This window comes from Moraxella sp. 179-F 1C4 NHS (genome assembly GCF_045370505.1).
Taxonomy (GTDB): Bacteria; Pseudomonadota; Gammaproteobacteria; order Pseudomonadales; family Moraxellaceae; genus Faucicola; species Faucicola tetraodonis.
Genome location: NZ_JBIQEC010000034.1, coordinates 1 through 16,611, shown reverse-complemented (window position 1 = coordinate 16,611; position 16,611 = coordinate 1). Strand labels below are relative to the sequence as shown.

General features: G+C 37.9%; 12 protein-coding genes. 4 read left to right on the top strand and 8 right to left on the bottom strand.

Annotated features, from left to right (window positions below):
* The first annotated feature begins 380 nt into the window (after nt 1–380).
* The 4 genes from ACH0AB_RS11060 to ACH0AB_RS11045 all read left to right on the top strand — a co-directional run bounded on the left by ACH0AB_RS11060 (nt 381) and on the right by ACH0AB_RS11045 (nt 6,099).
* The gene (locus tag ACH0AB_RS11060) at nt 381–857 is read left to right on the top strand and encodes a plasmid mobilization protein (protein ID WP_406878177.1); all 477 of its coding nucleotides are present in this window, start codon (nt 381–383) and stop codon (nt 855–857) included.
* The gene (locus ACH0AB_RS11055; RefSeq protein WP_406878176.1) at nt 851–3,346 is read left to right on the top strand and encodes a relaxase/mobilization nuclease domain-containing protein; all 2,496 of its coding nucleotides are present in this window, start codon (nt 851–853) and stop codon (nt 3,344–3,346) included. The genes ACH0AB_RS11060 and ACH0AB_RS11055 overlap by 7 nt, the downstream gene beginning before the upstream one ends.
* 213 nt (nt 3,347–3,559) lie before the next feature.
* On the top strand, nt 3,560–4,738 hold the full coding sequence (locus ACH0AB_RS11050) for an RCC1 domain-containing protein (protein ID WP_406878175.1): 1,179 nt from the start codon (nt 3,560–3,562) through the stop codon (nt 4,736–4,738).
* A gap of 161 nt (nt 4,739–4,899) precedes the next feature.
* A complete protein-coding gene (locus ACH0AB_RS11045) occupies nt 4,900–6,099 on the top strand; it encodes an IS256 family transposase (protein WP_282841981.1) in 1,200 nt (399 codons plus the stop codon).
* 120 nt (nt 6,100–6,219) lie between these two features.
* Here the strand turns inward: ACH0AB_RS11045 and ACH0AB_RS11040 are convergent, their stop codons facing one another.
* From ACH0AB_RS11040 to ACH0AB_RS11005, 8 genes are all read right to left on the bottom strand, one after another.
* Complete coding sequence (locus ACH0AB_RS11040) at nt 6,220–7,608, bottom strand: hypothetical protein (RefSeq protein ID WP_406878174.1); 1,389 nt, start codon at nt 7,606–7,608, stop codon at nt 6,220–6,222.
* Nucleotides 7,609–7,666: 58 nt separating this feature from the next.
* On the bottom strand, nt 7,667–8,407 hold the full coding sequence (gene qatD, locus ACH0AB_RS11035) for a Qat anti-phage system TatD family nuclease QatD (RefSeq protein WP_369128734.1): 741 nt from the start codon (nt 8,405–8,407) through the stop codon (nt 7,667–7,669).
* Complete coding sequence (qatC, locus tag ACH0AB_RS11030) at nt 8,407–9,732, bottom strand: Qat anti-phage system QueC-like protein QatC (RefSeq protein ID WP_406878173.1); 1,326 nt, start codon at nt 9,730–9,732, stop codon at nt 8,407–8,409. The genes qatD and qatC overlap by 1 nt, the downstream gene beginning before the upstream one ends.
* Entirely contained in the window at nt 9,725–10,477 is a 753-nt protein-coding gene (locus ACH0AB_RS11025; RefSeq protein ID WP_369128728.1) for a hypothetical protein, read from the bottom strand. Before ACH0AB_RS11025 ends, qatC begins: the two co-directional genes overlap by 8 nt.
* Before the next feature lie 20 nt (nt 10,478–10,497).
* On the bottom strand, nt 10,498–12,291 hold the full coding sequence (locus tag ACH0AB_RS11020) for a KAP family P-loop NTPase fold protein (protein ID WP_369128729.1): 1,794 nt from the start codon (nt 12,289–12,291) through the stop codon (nt 10,498–10,500).
* Nucleotides 12,292–12,755: 464 nt separating this feature from the next.
* On the bottom strand, nt 12,756–14,309 hold the full coding sequence (locus ACH0AB_RS11015; RefSeq protein ID WP_406878172.1) for a TerC family protein: 1,554 nt from the start codon (nt 14,307–14,309) through the stop codon (nt 12,756–12,758).
* A gap of 362 nt (nt 14,310–14,671) precedes the next feature.
* Entirely contained in the window at nt 14,672–15,151 is a 480-nt protein-coding gene (locus tag ACH0AB_RS11010) for a YqhA family protein (protein ID WP_095356921.1), read from the bottom strand.
* Nucleotides 15,152–15,231: 80 nt separating this feature from the next.
* Nucleotides 15,232–16,233 (bottom strand): TerC family protein, encoded by a 1,002-nt coding sequence (locus ACH0AB_RS11005; RefSeq protein ID WP_406878171.1) that lies wholly within the window; start codon nt 16,231–16,233, stop codon nt 15,232–15,234.
* Between the last annotated feature and the right edge of the window lie 378 nt (nt 16,234–16,611).

The following is a 16,611-nucleotide window of genomic DNA, read 5'->3' as shown; positions in this document are numbered from 1 at the left end:
GATAATACTGTGCTTTATCAACCCAATTCTATCTTAATTTTATGATTATTTGGTCTAGACATTGGGGAGTACCTTAAACAACCTATAGCGAAAAATCAAACAAAAAGCGATTTGCAAGTAAAGAAAATTACCATATAATCAAATGAAATAATAAAAGAACTAAAAATTTACTTAGCCAGCAATGACAGAGTTACCATTTTCGCAAGCTTAATGGTAACGCTGTCGCCGGCAAAAGTGGGAATGCTTCCCCCTCTTTACACCCCCTGAATCGCTTCTTTTTAAAATTTACTCTGCGCTAAATTTCATAAAGAAGCGATTTTAAAAGAAAACTAAGTTACGCGCTAATAGTTACTGTGATGATAGTCTTTGGATGTTGATTAATGATTTCAATCCATAATAAAAAATCTAACGATGCTGATAAAAGGAAAACTCGTTTAAATCTTCGATTAGATGATCAAGAGTTTGAATTATTAAAAGCTAAAGCCGAGGGCTTTGGCTTACCTTTAGCAAAGTTCGTGCGTGTTTCTCTTTTAGGTTTACCTGAACCGGCAAAACGTATTCATGATTTACCTGTTGTTGATCCAACATTGCTTAGACAGCTTGTAGGTATCAGCAATAATATTAATCAACTCACTCGATACGCACATATTGTTTCTAATGATGCAAAGCAGACATTAAATGTTTTAGAGCTGGCTTTTGCCTTGCAAAAAATTGCTAATGAACTTCAACAATTAAGAGAACAGTATTCGCTTAATGCCGTAGAGAATGCGGATAATATTATTAGCGATTCAACGGTGATTAATGATCAAACTGATTCACCTGTTATCAAAAACTTTGCTGAGACAATCAAATGCTAGTGCGATTTTTTGATCATGGCAAAGTAAAAAAAGGCGAACTAACACGTACAGGCGGCGGCGGTGCGGTACGCAATTATTTATTATTTGATAAAGACAATAGAAGTAAACCTCGCGATGGGGCTCGACTAATCTATGGTAATGATATTGATACGACAGAAGTGATTAATGGAATAAAAAATTCAAAAATTTATACGTCCGGTGTTTTATCATTTGCGCCTGAAGAATCGATCACGGATGCACAAAAAATCGAAATAATTGAGTCGTTTGAACAAAACTTGTTTCCAGGGCTCATGCGAGGTGAGTATTCGGGATATTGGGTCGAGCATCAAGACAAAGATAGGCAAGAATTACATTTTGTGTTTGCCGATATTCATTTGCCGTCAGGTAAAGCATTGCCTGTGTACTATATTTACAAAGATTTTCATCTTGTCGATTCATGGAAAGATTTAATCAATATCGATTATGGGTTAGAAGACCCCAATGACCCCAAGCGACAACGGGCTTATCGCTTAAAAGGCTATGAGTATGCCCTCAAAAAACAACAAGAGAAAGATAAACTTGCAGGTAAAGCCATTCAAGACGAAAAAGTCTTTGATGAAGAAAAAATTGGCGAGTGGTTGATTGAAGAGATTGCTGATGATGAGTCAATTCAGACGCAAGCAGATGTGATTCGTGTCATTGCTGAAGCATTTAAAATCACTCGAATTGCAAAAGATGGCAAATCCATTTCGATTAAAAATCCTGTGGGTGGTCGCAATATTAAATTAAAGGGGATGATGTATGAGCGAGAATTCACCAGACAACGTTTCGAGTCGCTTGGAAAAATACAAACGAGAGAAAGCGCAAAGCGAAGCGAACTTCAAGCAATCAATCGACGAGAGCGTGAAAAACGCAAGCTCAGATTGGCACAACGCTTTGCTCAAAGTTGTGAACCAGATGGACGACTTAGCCAAGAGCTTAGTCACGCAGAGCCTGGAATTAAACAGCGAGCAGATTGCGAAAGCCCAATTGCAAATGGTTCTGTTACAACAACAGTTAACTCAGATGATTCAGACCCTCTCGCAGATGCCCGAGCAAATCAGCGAGAAAGTAACCCAGACAACCCAGAGCGTGAACGACAGTCTCGATACAATGATATCGGCCGTCAGCAAGAAGTCAATCCAGGTAACCGAACAAGCGAAGCATCACTTGGATACGATTCCAGATCAAATGCAGAGCATCAGCGACCAAGCCGTCCAACATACCCGAAAAATCACTCAGGCCCATCAACACAAAATGCAACAGCTGAACAAAATCGGGTTCAAAGCCTCGATGCTAACCGCATTGGAGATTTTTCTGGCTATCGCTTTATTTGCCGGAAATTATTATCTGGGCAAACAGGTCTATCACACCCAGCAGACACTGGATATTTTACAACAACACATCGATCAAACCCCAACCGAAACAAAAGCACTAGCGATGATCAATATCTTCGAGAACAAGGGCAAAGAGGGTGGGGTGCTGATAACACCGAAGAATCAACAAACGGCATTTTGGGGCGAGAATCAAAACAAAGAAAAGACCTTACTGGTGACCGCACCCGAAAGCCTGCCACAACTGCAACAAACGCCCAAACGGAAGTAACTCAAGATGACTCAAATAACCCCAATCGAGCTAATTACCAAGACTTTAGAGCAGTTGTCGACCGATTTGCACAACAAAGTGGAGAGCCATTTGAGCCAAACCAGCCAAGCACAGCAGACACAAATCACCGAGGCTTTAGCCCAATTATTACCGAGCTTACTCGAGCAGCTTACACCGATTATCAAAGCAGAAGTCAAGAAACAGGTGATGGCTCACAACCAGCTGATACTGAAGCAGGTCGAGAGCTGCTTGAGCGAATTAGAAAACACCAATCGACAACAGCTAAAAATGCTGAAATTAGGCAGGGAAGAATATCAACTCTTACAGCAGAAAATGCAATCGACATTAATGGCGTTGGACAATATGGCATTGCTCGACGACGACGCGGTAAAAGATTCGCTAGAGACGTTACAGGAATCGATAACCAGCTTGCAGACACAAATGCAGGAATTGATAACCTCACAACAGGGTATGATGAGCGAACACACCGATTTGGTCAAATTAATCGACGAGTTAGAAGGGTTAAAGCAGGATATGACCATGACGCTCAGCAGTTTGCAGCAGCAACAAACAACTTTGGTGCAGTCATTGGCACAGTTTCAGCCGTTATTAAAGCGGTAATTGAGTTGTTTAAAAAGTTGTTTAATGGGTTAAAACAGCAGGTGGTGGGGTATGCCAAGGAAGGGGTGCTGTATGAGGTGGATGCTGATGGTAAACAGCAGAAAATGAATCCACAGCAAGCAGAGTCCTATGTAAATAGTCATCCTTATGATTTGTCGAATTATGCTAGGTTAGAGTTGACGGTGAAAAAGCTGGAAAAAGATAAAGAGCTAAGACATGAGCCGTTTAGGGGGTTTGGGATGTAGGCAATATTTTATGATAAAAGGCGACTTGTAAACTTAAATCGCTTTTTTATTGTCAACATTTTTTCAAAATTGGAATGAACGGTAGTTTTTTTGTTATTAAATTGTAATATATTCATTTGTCAAGCGAGTGTATAAAAGATGCCGATTTATATATTTATTTAAATTAATATTAGGTGTTAAATAAAATATCTCCCCTTACTTATCATGGCATTTTTGTCGCTTACAAGCTGTGACAAATCCCCCATTGAGCAAATCAAAGCTGTGACAGAGGATAAATACCCAGTCGCCAATATGCCTGATGAGCCACTGGATAAACCACTCGAAATCTTGCGAGAGCCGAAGCGCTTGGCGATGACGACAACATGGTCAGCAGGGGTAAAAGATGACGGTACATTGTGGACGTGGGGAACAGATAGCCTATTACGCCCAGCACAGACAGGACAAGACCCAACGCCAAGACCTGTGGAAGGTATTCACGATGCGGTGGCTGTGTCGGGTGGTGGTGGGCATATGTTGTTATTACGCAAGGATGGTACTGTGTGGGGTTGGGGTAGTAATCATGATGGGGAGATTGACCCAAGTGATAAGGATACGTCTATTGATGAGTTAAGGCAGATTAAAGGTATTGATAATGTGGTGGATATTGTTGCTGGCACAGGTGCATCAATATTTTTAACAAAAACAGGAGAAGTTTATTACCAAGGAAAAAATGAATGGCACATTTTAAAAAATACTGATGAGAAAATAATCAGTAAACCTACAAAAATTGGTGGCTTAGAAAATATTGAAAAATTCGATGGTAATTCTGGCTATATATTAGCTATCAATAATCAAGGAAAATTATTAACAACTCATTGTATTGGTGATGCAAAAGTAGTTTCTATATCTCAACAAAACACCATATGTAATATTGAATTTGATAAAAAAGTTGCTGATGTCGCACAAGGGATTGCCAGTTTTGCCCTATTAGAAGATGGTTCTGTATGGAGTTGGGGGGAAACTCGAGGTTATGCTGCTCAAGGAAACACTAGCACTCGATTAGATAATCCAAAAAAAGTTCCTAATCTATCAAAAGTCATCAATATATCAGACTTTTCGGCAAATACGTCTAACGGAAATGTTTATATTTGGGGGCATTACTTGATAGGTGAAAGCCCCGAGCCTTCAGAATCATCTATGAAAATAATAGCTTCACCTATTTTGATTATGAAAAACACCCGCGTGTCATTTTTTGTAAGAAATTCTTATATTTCCGCCTTTATAAATCACAAAGGTGAGGTATGGTTTTGGGAAGGAAATAGAATGGGACAACGTGGCACAAATGCAGTAATTAAAACATTTCATAAAGACTTTGTTTTTACCCCTGAAAAATCCTTATTTGCTTTAAATTAATCAAGACGGAGAAATCAAATGAACGCAACCATGAAAGAAATTTTTTATCATGTTTTATTAGCGCGTGCTGTTTATGCTGACATGAAAAAGTTACCAGAAACGGTAGTGTTCAAAAAACTGTGTCATTCCCATAAGCTGTTAAGAAAAACAGGAATGACACCATGCAAAACTTTGACTTTAACGAAGCCCTAAAAGCGATTCAATCAGGAAAGCCTATTACAGGCAGTGATGGGGTACTAGCTCCACTCATCAAACAACTTACCGAAGCTGCCCTATCAGCTGAGATAGACAGCTACCTTGAGCAGAATCCTACTGGCAACCGCCGTAATGGCTACAGCAAAAAGACCGTTAAATCAGCCGTTGGTAGCTTTGAACTTGAAACACCTCGTGACCGCAATGGGGAATACGAGCCTGTTTTGGTTAAGAAGCACCAAACCAAACTTACGCCTGAGATTGATAACCGCATTCTCTCTCTATTCTCGCATGGCATGAGCTATGGGGCAATCAAAGACCACATCGCTGAGATTTATCAGCTTGAGGTCTCAGAAGCCACCATCAGTAGTATCACAGACCAGCTTATCCCACAGCTTAAAGCATGGCAATCCCGTCCTTTGGACAGCGTCTATCCGTTTGTCTGGCTCGATGCCATCCACTACAAGGTTAAAGACGAAGGGCGCTATGTCAACAAAGCGGTTTACACGCTGTTAGCACTGAACACCGAGGGTCGCAAAGAACTCATTGGGCTATACTGCTCTGAAAGCGAAGGCGCAAACTACTGGCTGTCGGTACTCACTGATTTGCACAATCGTGGCGTACAAGATATTCTGATTGCCTGTGTCGATGGCTTAAAAGGCTTCCCTGAAGCCATACAGGCTATCTTTCCTAATACCGAGGTACAACTATGTGTGATTCACCAAATCCGTAACAGTATTCGTTATGTCGCAAGTAAAGATCAGAAAGCTTTCATGCGTGATTTAAAGCCTGTCTATAAGGCAATCAATAAAGATTCGGCTGAACTGGCTTTAGATGAGCTTGATAGACTCTGGGGCAGTAAGTACCCTGCTGTGATTGCTTCTTGGCGAGACAAATGGCATTTGCTTTCTGCTTATTTCAAGTACCCCGATGCGGTCAGAAAGCCGATTTATACAACCAATGCGGTTGAAGCGGTACATCGCCAGTTTCGTAAGCTAACTAAAACCAAAGGAGCGTTCCCTAATGAAACCAGCTTGCTTAAATTACTGTATGTTGGTATGTTAAATGCGTCAGAGAAATGGACGATGCCAATTAACAATTGGGGACAAACAATGATGCAGTTGTCTATCCATTTCCCTGGTCGATTAGATGCTGTAATGAGCCTCTAATTTAATTTATCCTGACACAGAATTTTGAACGCCCTCCCAGAAACAGAAATGAACTGTCCTGGGATTGTCTCAGAGTTTTAGGTCTCCGACAATCCCAGGACAGTTCATTGCTATAAAATCTCAACCCTTGATTGAAGGGTTGTGTTCATTCTTTATTATATCCACAATTTCGATATCATCACTGGCTAAAAAAGCAAGTTTCAATTTTTTAATATCAATATCTAACTGTGTTCTAATCATATCCATAATTTTTTGATGTTCGGGGAAATAGAATATAAGTTGGAATGAATCTCCCATTTCTATACAATATTTCTCAAAAGCTTCTAATGAAAAGGTAATTATTTTTTTTAAATATTCATTTTCAATAGTAAAGGTTACATCATAACTATCGGTATATTCTTCAATATCTGAAATTACACCTTGTACTACAGCTATATCTGGATTAAATTTCTCGAAAATTTCACTATACATGAATGGCAAAGTGTATTTTCCAGTGACCAAATTTAATCTCGAAACTAAAAGTAGATTATTAGCTCTTCTTTCACTACCGCCAGTTGATATATCAAAGGTAATATTTACAGCATTTGTTTTATTAAACAAATCCTTTGGTAGAGGATTTTTAGCTAAAGGATTATGGAAAATAAATAAGCCATCTGAAAGATATTCTGGCGTTTCTTTTGAAACCTCATGTATTTTATAAGTTGGGAATTCATCATCTTGTCGAATAGTTATTACACCATTTGGATTAAGATTTCCATTGGAAATTGCCAAGGAAGTTAATTTTCCTAATGTAGTGGTACAGCTAAAAATAATCGCAGAAACTTCTGAATATTCCTCTTTTAAAAATAAGCCAATAGGTATTTTTGAATCAGTACCTGGTTTATATATTTCTTTTTGGTTATGATAAGTATTGATTTCATTATTATAAACTCTTCCATACAAAAGAGCCATTAGGGGAAAAACAAAGTTACTACCATATGAAATTTGTTCATAACCACTTAATGCAATCGTAAAGAGATAACTATCATCAAAATAATCTAGTTCTGAATACTCATTATCATACTTTTTTTTCTTTAAGTTGATTGAACTAGAGTACCTTGTAATTGCTTCATTTAAGCTATTTTCAAAATTTTCTCTTAAATAAAAAGGTTCTACATTTTTAAAAAGGTCCTCAAAATTTCTATTTTCTTCTGAATCACCGCCCTGTTTGATATTTGATACAACAGCTTCTACATAAAATGGCACTGGAGAATTAATAATGAAATCAGGTCTGTTTTTGCTATAGTCAATAGAAAATCCTGCTTCATGAAAAACACTATTAAGATAAAACTCCCAAAAGCTAGAATGGAAAGTTGTTTGAAATTCTTTAACAATTTTGTTATCTCTATCAATAAACCCATTTGTCCATTGATTGATAATCGCCTGTTCCCCGAATATCATGTTGTCTCTTAAAAATTTAAACTTGCGATGAATTTTTTGCTCATTCGTAATGCTTTCAAACAGATTCATATTGATTTCTACCTAAACTATAAAATTAAAAATATCTTTTGGTATTTATTGCTGTTCACTAAGTCACTTGATTTATAAGGATTTTAAAATTATCAAAGATTATAGCAATAACTTGCTCTATTGGTTCATTCCAAAGCTTAGATAAGCTATCAATTACTGGCATAACTTCGCCAGGGTAAATTGGCTGACTTTTATTCTTAATAAATGGACCATCGGTTTCAGGGATAATGAGATTTTTGGGAATTTTGGTAACGAGCTGTTTTCCTTTGCTGTTTGATAACATTCTTTGATTTACTGAAAACCAACAGCCATTAGCTATTGCCCTGTTTAATTGAATCTCATTTCCCGTGTACCAGTGTAGAACAGGTACGCCATTTGAAAAATGATTTTCTAAACAGTCAAGTACGCTATCGACAGCCTGAAGACTATGAATAGTTAAAATTTTTGGGCTAGATTTATTCGATTTTATAACAATATGCTCAAAAACTTTCTGCTGGATAGGTTGAAATTGTTTTAGTGAGTTTGAACCGTCTAACCCTATTTCACCTATATATTTTGTATCATTTACTAATAGGTCAAATAAATCTAATTCATCACTTCGTTCATGAGCTATCTGTGGATGCAAACCAAGAGCTGTTTGAATTCTTTTATTATTTTCTGCAAGTTTCTTTGTGCCAAACCATGCTTTAGGTGTTGTTGTGACTGATAAAATATAACTTGAAGCATCGCATAAAGAAGCAACTTTATGCGGATTATCGTACAAGTCTAAATGGCAATGCAAATCAATTAATGGATACATCAAATAGTCACACCCAAGTTCTGTGTTTGTAGATAATGCTTCACTTCATCCATTCCTCTTAAAACTGTATCAATAATATTCTGTCGTTCAGTTTTCTCCAATGGCAAGAACCCTGACCTAGCAACCCAAATATTTTTATTTGCAGCCTTTTCTAAACTCTGAAGAGCTACAATCATAGACATCAAATCATCTCTATTTGTTGGGTTATGGATGACATCCTTTAAAACTGGGAATTGATATGAGGTAGTATCATTATAAGCTGCTGCATTAAACGAAGCTCGTCTAATTAAACATGGCACACATCTGCCACATTGAGTACCTGAGCGTTTCCATTTACCACAGGAAACCGTATTTGCGGCAACTTTTTGCAGTAAGGTTTGATTTTGGCATTCTGCTATCATTTCACCTTTGGTTTTAAATTGATAAGGATTTAGTAGCTTGACGGGTAAGCCAATATTAATAAATAACTCATTTAACCTTCCTAAAAAATAGGGATGAGTTGTTCGTGTACTTAGCGAACCAATTCGTCGAGCGGTTAGCGGCGGATTAATTGAAATAAGCCCATTTTCTGGAACATAAAGGGTAATAATTTGGTTATTATAGTTATTTTTTGATAATGCAGTGGCAATCAAAGCCCCAAATGCAATAAAGTTAAAACTCCGTGTTCTCATTTGCACATCAACGGGGATTTCTTTAATTTTTCTTGGGTTTGCGACTACTTGAAACTTGGCATTGTTAAGACCAAGTTGGTGGTAAACATCATTCTGTTTTTCCCTATCTTTAGGATAAGCATGACTGACTAGTACAGGTTTCTTGCCTTGCTCTTTTAAATCTACAGCTCCAATCGTACTATCAAGACCACCAGAGAATAGGCAAACTGAGTCATGATTATCGATATGGATTTTTCTAGCCCTGCGATTAGTTATTGGACTTGGAATTTGAAAATCACTTTGACTAAATTTAAAATCCCATAAGTCACCACTGAGAAAATGCAAGGCTTCTTCAAGTAATGTTCTTTGTTGTTGCCATAAATCTGGGTTTAATAAAGGCAGATGAATTTTAAATTGACGACACCAAGCATCTTCTGCTTTAGTATTTCGCTCAACAAAGGTGTCAGCGGCAGTAACCGCTAACGATAACATCATTAGGTCGAAAGCAATTTCGTCAGGCTGTTCCTGCAATCTTCTAAATTCTTGTAATGCAGCTCCGCCAATACTATTATATTTACCTTCCAATGCTGATTTGCCAAACATTCGAACTGGTAAGACATCACTTGAGATAGCAGGTAATTTATCAGGGTCGGTTTCAAAATATAGTTCAATCATTTAGATAATCCTCCCACTCGGTCCAAATCTCTTCAAGTGCGGTTTTTTGTATGGTCTCAATGTCATTGCGAGTTAATGTATCTTTACTTTCTTTTAATTTTTCACACATATGCTTATCTACACAAGATTCAATCAGAGCATGTAAATCATTCTCTAGTTCAAGAAATTTTTCTGGCGTATCTGCTTTGTCAAATGCTGTTCTGGAATCTAGCATAATCTCTTCAAACAAGAATTCTGTGGCATAATTAAGCATTAAATCAATAATTAAATCATCAGAAATTTGGCTAGCATCGAATTCTTCTACCCCATCCAAACATTTTGATAAGGACTGATTTAAGCTCGCTCTGATTCTTTCAGAATCACCATCCACTTCTAGAAGTGTTTCAATGATTTTATCAATAACAATATCGATTGGCTGACCATTTAAATCAGATAATTTCAAACCTAAGTAATCATTACCAACTTGAATATTTTTAAATACATCAAATAAACCACCACCCGCTTTAATCATTTTCTGGTAGCGTTTTGGACCAACATTTTTTCCAGCAGTGGCATGTTTAGCATAATGACCAATAGCTTTCTTGAGATGATTGCTTGATTTACTTCCCGCAGCTTTGCCTAGCTCACCTCTAAATCCCTTTAAATTTCTATCAATATTAGGTATGGGTTGGTTATCTTCATTAGCCCAAGAGGGTACTAAAGGTGATTTTCCGTTTGCCCCCTTGCTAGAAGTTGATGTTCCCATAAATTTGTCCCTCTATGATTTTAATTGTTGAACCAGTCTTCATCTTTTACTAAGGTATTGAACCAAAGTTTGGGCTTAGGCATTACTTCCGAGAAAAATGCTTTAAATTGAGGTCTAGTTTCTTCCATTTCTTTAGCCAATAAAAATGCACCTGCGTAGCCATTTGGTTTTTGAGTCCAATTTGAATGCTTACGCAGCTCATCTAATATTAGCCCCATCACTTTTATTTCCTCGCCATTAGGAATCAAACCAATAGCTTGTAGAGCGGCTCGTGAGGAGATATTGTTTGTACGCAGTAGCAAATTAAATGCTTGAGTTGCAGGTTCTGAAAGACCCTTAGAAATAACCCTTAGTGGTACAGTTTCCTTACTTAAATAGACTAGTGGGCGTAAATCTCTATTAGACAAGGCTGGTTCTAAATTTATCCAATCAAAAATAAAAATTTTGTAATCTTTCCATTCCTTGGGAAGTTTGCCGTCAAATGCTTCAATATCATCCTTTGATAATTCCAAGTTTTTAAATAAATCTGGTTTACCATCGGCAGTTGCGTTTATTTCATTGTATAAGACTGAAACTGCTTTAGAGTCACAGCATCTCTCAAATAGTGCCATTTTCGCAATAAGTTTTAAATCTATCGACATTTGGCGTGCACTCGCAACCATATGTCGCATACTAATTACATTAAGCATTCGTTTAACAATGCGTGGATTACCTTCAACATTTTTTGAAGAGGCTAACAAAGGTGCGATGCGGTCAGCTACATTAAAGTCCGTCAAAAGATTTTGTACAGTTGGAGCAGTACTATCTAAAAGCTCTAACGCGTCGTTTACACTAATTGGCTCTTCTTTCCATGAAAGACGTAAGTTTCTCTCTAAGCCTTGCCTGAGATTTTCTAGCTTGCTTTCTTGCTGACCATAGGTAGGGTGAATTGAAGCATACAATAGGAATAAGTAAGCCCTTACCTCTCTGGTACTTATTTTTGGGACTTTGACAGGAAATTGAATCAATTTATCCAAATAATCGGTAACGTGTTTTTCATCAATGCCATTAAAATGTTCTTTAACAGCATGTCTTACCATGTCTTCATCAGCAGCGATAACAAATGCTGTCTTTTTCATGAATAAAAATAACCGTAAAGATTCTAAAGTTTGGATGGTTTGTTTCGGCAGACAACGGTCCAAATTATCAACAAATACGATGATTTTTTTATTGAACTCAGTTAAAAGTTCCTCAAGTTCTATTTTTAGTGCCGCGATCTCCTTTGGAGCAGATAGGGTTTCCTCATTAAGAAAATCCTTAACTCCCTCTTGTCCACTCTCAATAAATTTATTGACTGATTCAGCATCCTCCTCTTTTGCCTGTCCACTTATGCCGTGTCCAATAGCTTCTACAGCTTTTGAAGCCATGCCAAACATTGGAACACCAGCGGCTAATGCAGCACTTTCCGTAAGCAAACCCAATACCCTTAACTTATTAACTCTTTTGCTGATTTTTTTAGTTTTCTTTAAAAGGCTTTCATTATCTTGAACTAATTTTCCAATTTCTAGCGTTATTACTTCTAATAAAGCAGCACGAGCATCATCAAAACCTTGATATAGCCACGCATCAAATTTGATAATAATATAGTCATCGTTACCTTCTACTCGGATTTTTTCTTCAATCAGATTAAGTATTGTTGACTTACCTGTTCCCCAAGAGCCAAAAACTCCGATTGAGATGGGCAACATAGAGGGATTTTTTAAGACATTCACGACAATTTCAGAAGCTTCCGAATAATTTAAAAAGTCTTTTTTAGAATCAATATCTGACCACATTTTTCGACCTATGTTTATCCTATTATCTTTTGTTTGAGTATACTAAGATAAAATTTAATAAAAAAGCAGATTTAAAAAAATTACGACAACTTATGTTATTTGATATCAGGCTAAAGTATTTTAATTAAGTTTTTTAAAAATTATTTAAAGAAAATTATATTAATATTATTGATATGTTTTTATTAAAGTAAATAATAGCGGTTATTATTGAACGCCAAATACGACAAAACTGCTGATTAGCCAGCGGTTATAATTTTCAACAAGAACAAGTGTTTTACTTAATTGAGAATTGACTGTGGTATATCTAATAGATATGGGTTTTGATTTATAAAATGGTGAAAAATAATTATTTTTATTGGGCACAGTCCTTTTTGACTAATTCATTATCAAAGTTTGGCTAAACATTTATTAAATCAAAAAATAAGCCCCTATTTCGGGGCTTATTTTTTAACACCACAACACAATTATTGATCAGTCATTCGCTCAATTCTCACCAACATCACCCGATTTGAGAAGATCTCGATAACAGTAAAGCGATAACCATCTTCCTCAATACTGTCATTGATATTTGGTAAATTGGGCAAATTCGCACCCATATAACCCCCAATCGTCAACTGCTCTGCATCCGCAAACAAATCGGAGTTATCGAGTTCTAAGCGCAACTGGTCTAAGCTTGCGGTACCATCGACCAACCAATGATTATCATGCTGGGTAATTTCTGGTGATTCGTCCTCGTCAGGGAACTCACCAGCAATCGCTTCAAACAAATCCAGCGGCGTGACCAAACCTGACACTTGACCAAACTCATCAATCACGATGGCTAAATTACCTTTGGAATTTTTAAGTAGCTTAATCAAATGCAAATTATCAATCGTGTCTGACACATACACGGGCTGGTGCTGTTTTGCCAAATCATACAAGGCTTGTTTATCAGCGTCTGTCATCGTTTCAAGCGTTGATAAAATACTCTTAGAACGCACCACACCCAAGATTTTATCGACTGAGCCATCGCAAATCGGTAATAAGCTATGCGGGGTACTTAACACCTGTGTCTTGATATCAGCCAACGACCCATTGATATCGACCCATGAAATGTCATTGCTCGGTGTCATCACTGTTTCGATATCTCGCTCACCTAGGGCTAACACGCCGCTAATCATATAGCGTTCTTCTTGGACAAAGGCGACTTCCGTATCAGATGGCCTATCTTCGCTAACGAGTTCACTGTTTGGCTCTGCTTTACCACCCATTAGTCGTAAAATACTGTCGGCGGTACGCTCACGTAGTGGTACACGATTTTCATATTTGGTGCGGTTACGTTGGGCAAACTGGTTAAAGGCTTCAATTAAGATTGAGAAACCAATTGCCGCATACAGATAGCCTTTGGGTAAATGAAAACCAAAACCTTCAACAATTAAGCTAAAGCCAATCATGAGCAGGAAGCTTAAACACAAAATCACGACAGTTGGGTGACGACCGACAAAGTTCGTCAACGGCTTTGAAGCAAATAGCATCACCGCCATAGCAACGATTACGGCAGCCATCATCACTTCAAGCTGTTTTACCATACCGACCGCCGTAATCACCGCATCAAACGAGAATACCGCATCTAAAATCACAATCTGTATGACGACAGCGGTAAAACTGGCGTAAATTTGCTTACCGCCGGTGTGTTCAGGTTTGCCTTCGATACGTTCATGTAGTTCTGCCGTGGCTTTAAACAACAAGAACACACCACCGACAATCAAAATTAAATCTCGAACAGAGATATCGAGCGAACCGAATAACGCAATGGGATTGGTCAAGGTGATTAACCAAGACATCACGAACAACAATCCGAGTCGCATGACTAAGGCTAACGTCAAGCCTAAGTTACGGGCTTTATCCCGCAGGTGAGGTGGTAATTTGTTGGCAAGAATGGCGATAAAAACAAGATTGTCGATACCCAGAACGATTTCTAGAATGACAAGTGTGAAGAAACCCAGCCAAACCGATGGATCAGCCAATAGTTCTATCATGGAAACTATACCCTTTTAAGTAATTAATCAGTCATTAAAATTGTTGAGTCAATGACTAGGGCAGATTGGGTGGGAAAGTTGGATAAAATAGGGCGTTGTTAGCGGTTTTCCTGACCTCCTCTTACCTTAGCAAAAGACAAGTCAAGGTCTGGCTAACTATGGGAAACCTTTAAATAAGGTTAAATGGTCATAGCTGATTTACCGATGGGATGGTAACATCCACATGGATTGACGATAAATCACAAGCTTAAAAAAGCAGGAAGTTACTCCCCTTGATGATCATGAGTATATTTTAAGCAACACTAAAAAGCAAATAGTTGCTTAAATTAATTAAAGCAATTTGTAACTAAACAGTTCGACTATTAATGTCGTAAACTTTTAATCGCTAACACAATCGCCCCAACCACCATCGCAATGGCAGCTCCATAAAGAAAAGTATTAAAATTAGCGCCACTTTCAACGGCTTGCTCCAAAAATAAAATCACCAAAATGATCATCGATACTTGCATCAAATTAATTTTTAAGTCATGAAAATCATGAATGCCAAGTACAGTTAAAAAACGAGATTCTTGCGCAGGTTTGTTGGAGATAAATAAACGGTAATAGGCAATCGCAATCATCTGAAAACTTAATGCAATCAATAAAATATCCAACGTCTTTAGCAGATTAACCGCCAAAATCTGCCCATCAAGGGGTTTAACCGCGGGATTGGTAATAAAGTCGGATAGCACATGAAAAATAATATTTAATGAAGCAACATACAGCGTTACTGAAGAGAGTAGGCTCACAATAATCGTGAGAAACACCAAATAACGGCTATTTTTAAACAGCTTTTCCATCATAAAAAAATAAGCCTTTGTAAAAAAGGCTTATTTTATCACAATTAAACATTATCATTAGCAATCGGTAATTACCGTCGGGTCTATGCTTTACCCAAATTCGGAAATTTCACCGACAAAATCGCCGTTATCGTTAATACCGTAGCGATAAAGCCGAGTGAAATAGCCATCGGCACGTGAAACACCTCAAGCAGTAGCATCTTGGCACCGATAAACACCAAAATCACGCTTAATGCATACGGCAGTAAATGGAACTTATCCGCCAAGCCTGACAACAAGAAGAACATCGCACGTAAACCCAAAATCGCCAGTAAATTTGCTGTCAATACAATAAACGGGTCGGTGGTTACCGCAAAAATCGCGGGAATCGAATCCACCGCAAAAATCACATCCGACAATTCCACCAAAATCAGCACCACCGCTAATGGGGTGAAATACTTAACGCCGTTTTTAACCAGTACAAATCGCTCTTGATCCGATGCATCATGGCTATCATCACTGATTCGCAAATGTTTTTGTAAAAACTTATACAAGCCTGACTGTTTTGGGTCTTCTTGTTCATCATGGTTTTGCCACATCTTGATACCCGTGTACAGCAAAAAGGCACCAAATATATATAAAATCCAGCTAAACTCACTTACCAGCCACGCACCCGCAAAAATCATCACGGTACGCATGACAATGGCACCAATTACGCCATACAGTAGAATTTTACGCTGCATCGCAGGCGACACCGCAAACGCCGCAAAAATCATGAGCCACACAAACACGTTATCAATGGCGAGTGACTTTTCGAGTAAATAACCCGTGAAGAATTCACCGACTTTTTGATTGGCGATTGCCGAGCCAAACGACCCGTTTAGATACCACCATAAGCCACCTGCAAACAGTACAGAGACACCAACCCAAATCGCACTCCAAATCCCTGCCTGTTTCATGGATACGGATTCGCCTGGCGGCGGAGTCTTAAAAGTAAAAAAATCGACTAACAGTAATGTTGCCACAATGGCAAAAAACACGGCGTATAACATCGGACTGCCGATAGCTATCGCTTCGGTGTTGGCAGGTAAACTCGCAAGTAACATTATCGCTCCTTAAACGTCTCATCAAAAAATTGATAGTGTCGTGGAAGCGATGGAAAAAGGTTAGCCTAAAACAGAAAAACCTTGACCCATGCTAACCACAAATGATTAACAACGAGTCAAGGTCTGGCTAACTATTGTGACAATAGCTGACTTACCGATAAGGGCTAATAATTGAACAATGCCTTATGTAATGACGATAAGCCACAAACTTAATAAAGTGAGAAGTTACTCCCCTTGAGTAACGCTAGCTTACTTTAAGCAACATCATTAGTCAATATGTTGCATATAAATAATTATAGAAGGGGTCAGCACAGAATTCGGAGAAAATAGTACGCTAAGGAATTTTGTTTATTAATAAGTTTATTAAAATCAAAGACT

Bases quoted from the DNA above. Each gene is read 5' to 3' on its own strand.
- ACH0AB_RS11060 (WP_406878177.1), top strand. From the start codon at position 381: ATGATTTCAATCCATAATAAAAAATCTAACGATGCTGATAAAAGGAAA.
- ACH0AB_RS11055 (WP_406878176.1), top strand. From the start codon at position 851: ATGCTAGTGCGATTTTTTGATCATGGCAAAGTAAAAAAAGGCGAACTA.
- ACH0AB_RS11045 (WP_282841981.1), top strand. From the start codon at position 4,900: ATGCAAAACTTTGACTTTAACGAAGCCCTAAAAGCGATTCAATCAGGA.
- ACH0AB_RS11040 (WP_406878174.1), bottom strand. From the start codon at position 7,608: ATGAATCTGTTTGAAAGCATTACGAATGAGCAAAAAATTCATCGCAAG.
- qatD (WP_369128734.1), bottom strand. From the start codon at position 8,407: ATGTATCCATTAATTGATTTGCATTGCCATTTAGACTTGTACGATAAT.
- qatC (WP_406878173.1), bottom strand. From the start codon at position 9,732: ATGATTGAACTATATTTTGAAACCGACCCTGATAAATTACCTGCTATC.
- ACH0AB_RS11025 (WP_369128728.1), bottom strand. From the start codon at position 10,477: ATGGGAACATCAACTTCTAGCAAGGGGGCAAACGGAAAATCACCTTTA.
- ACH0AB_RS11020 (WP_369128729.1), bottom strand. From the start codon at position 12,291: ATGTGGTCAGATATTGATTCTAAAAAAGACTTTTTAAATTATTCGGAA.
- ACH0AB_RS11015 (WP_406878172.1), bottom strand. From the start codon at position 14,309: ATGATAGAACTATTGGCTGATCCATCGGTTTGGCTGGGTTTCTTCACA.
- ACH0AB_RS11010 (WP_095356921.1), bottom strand. From the start codon at position 15,151: ATGATGGAAAAGCTGTTTAAAAATAGCCGTTATTTGGTGTTTCTCACG.
- ACH0AB_RS11005 (WP_406878171.1), bottom strand. From the start codon at position 16,233: ATGTTACTTGCGAGTTTACCTGCCAACACCGAAGCGATAGCTATCGGC.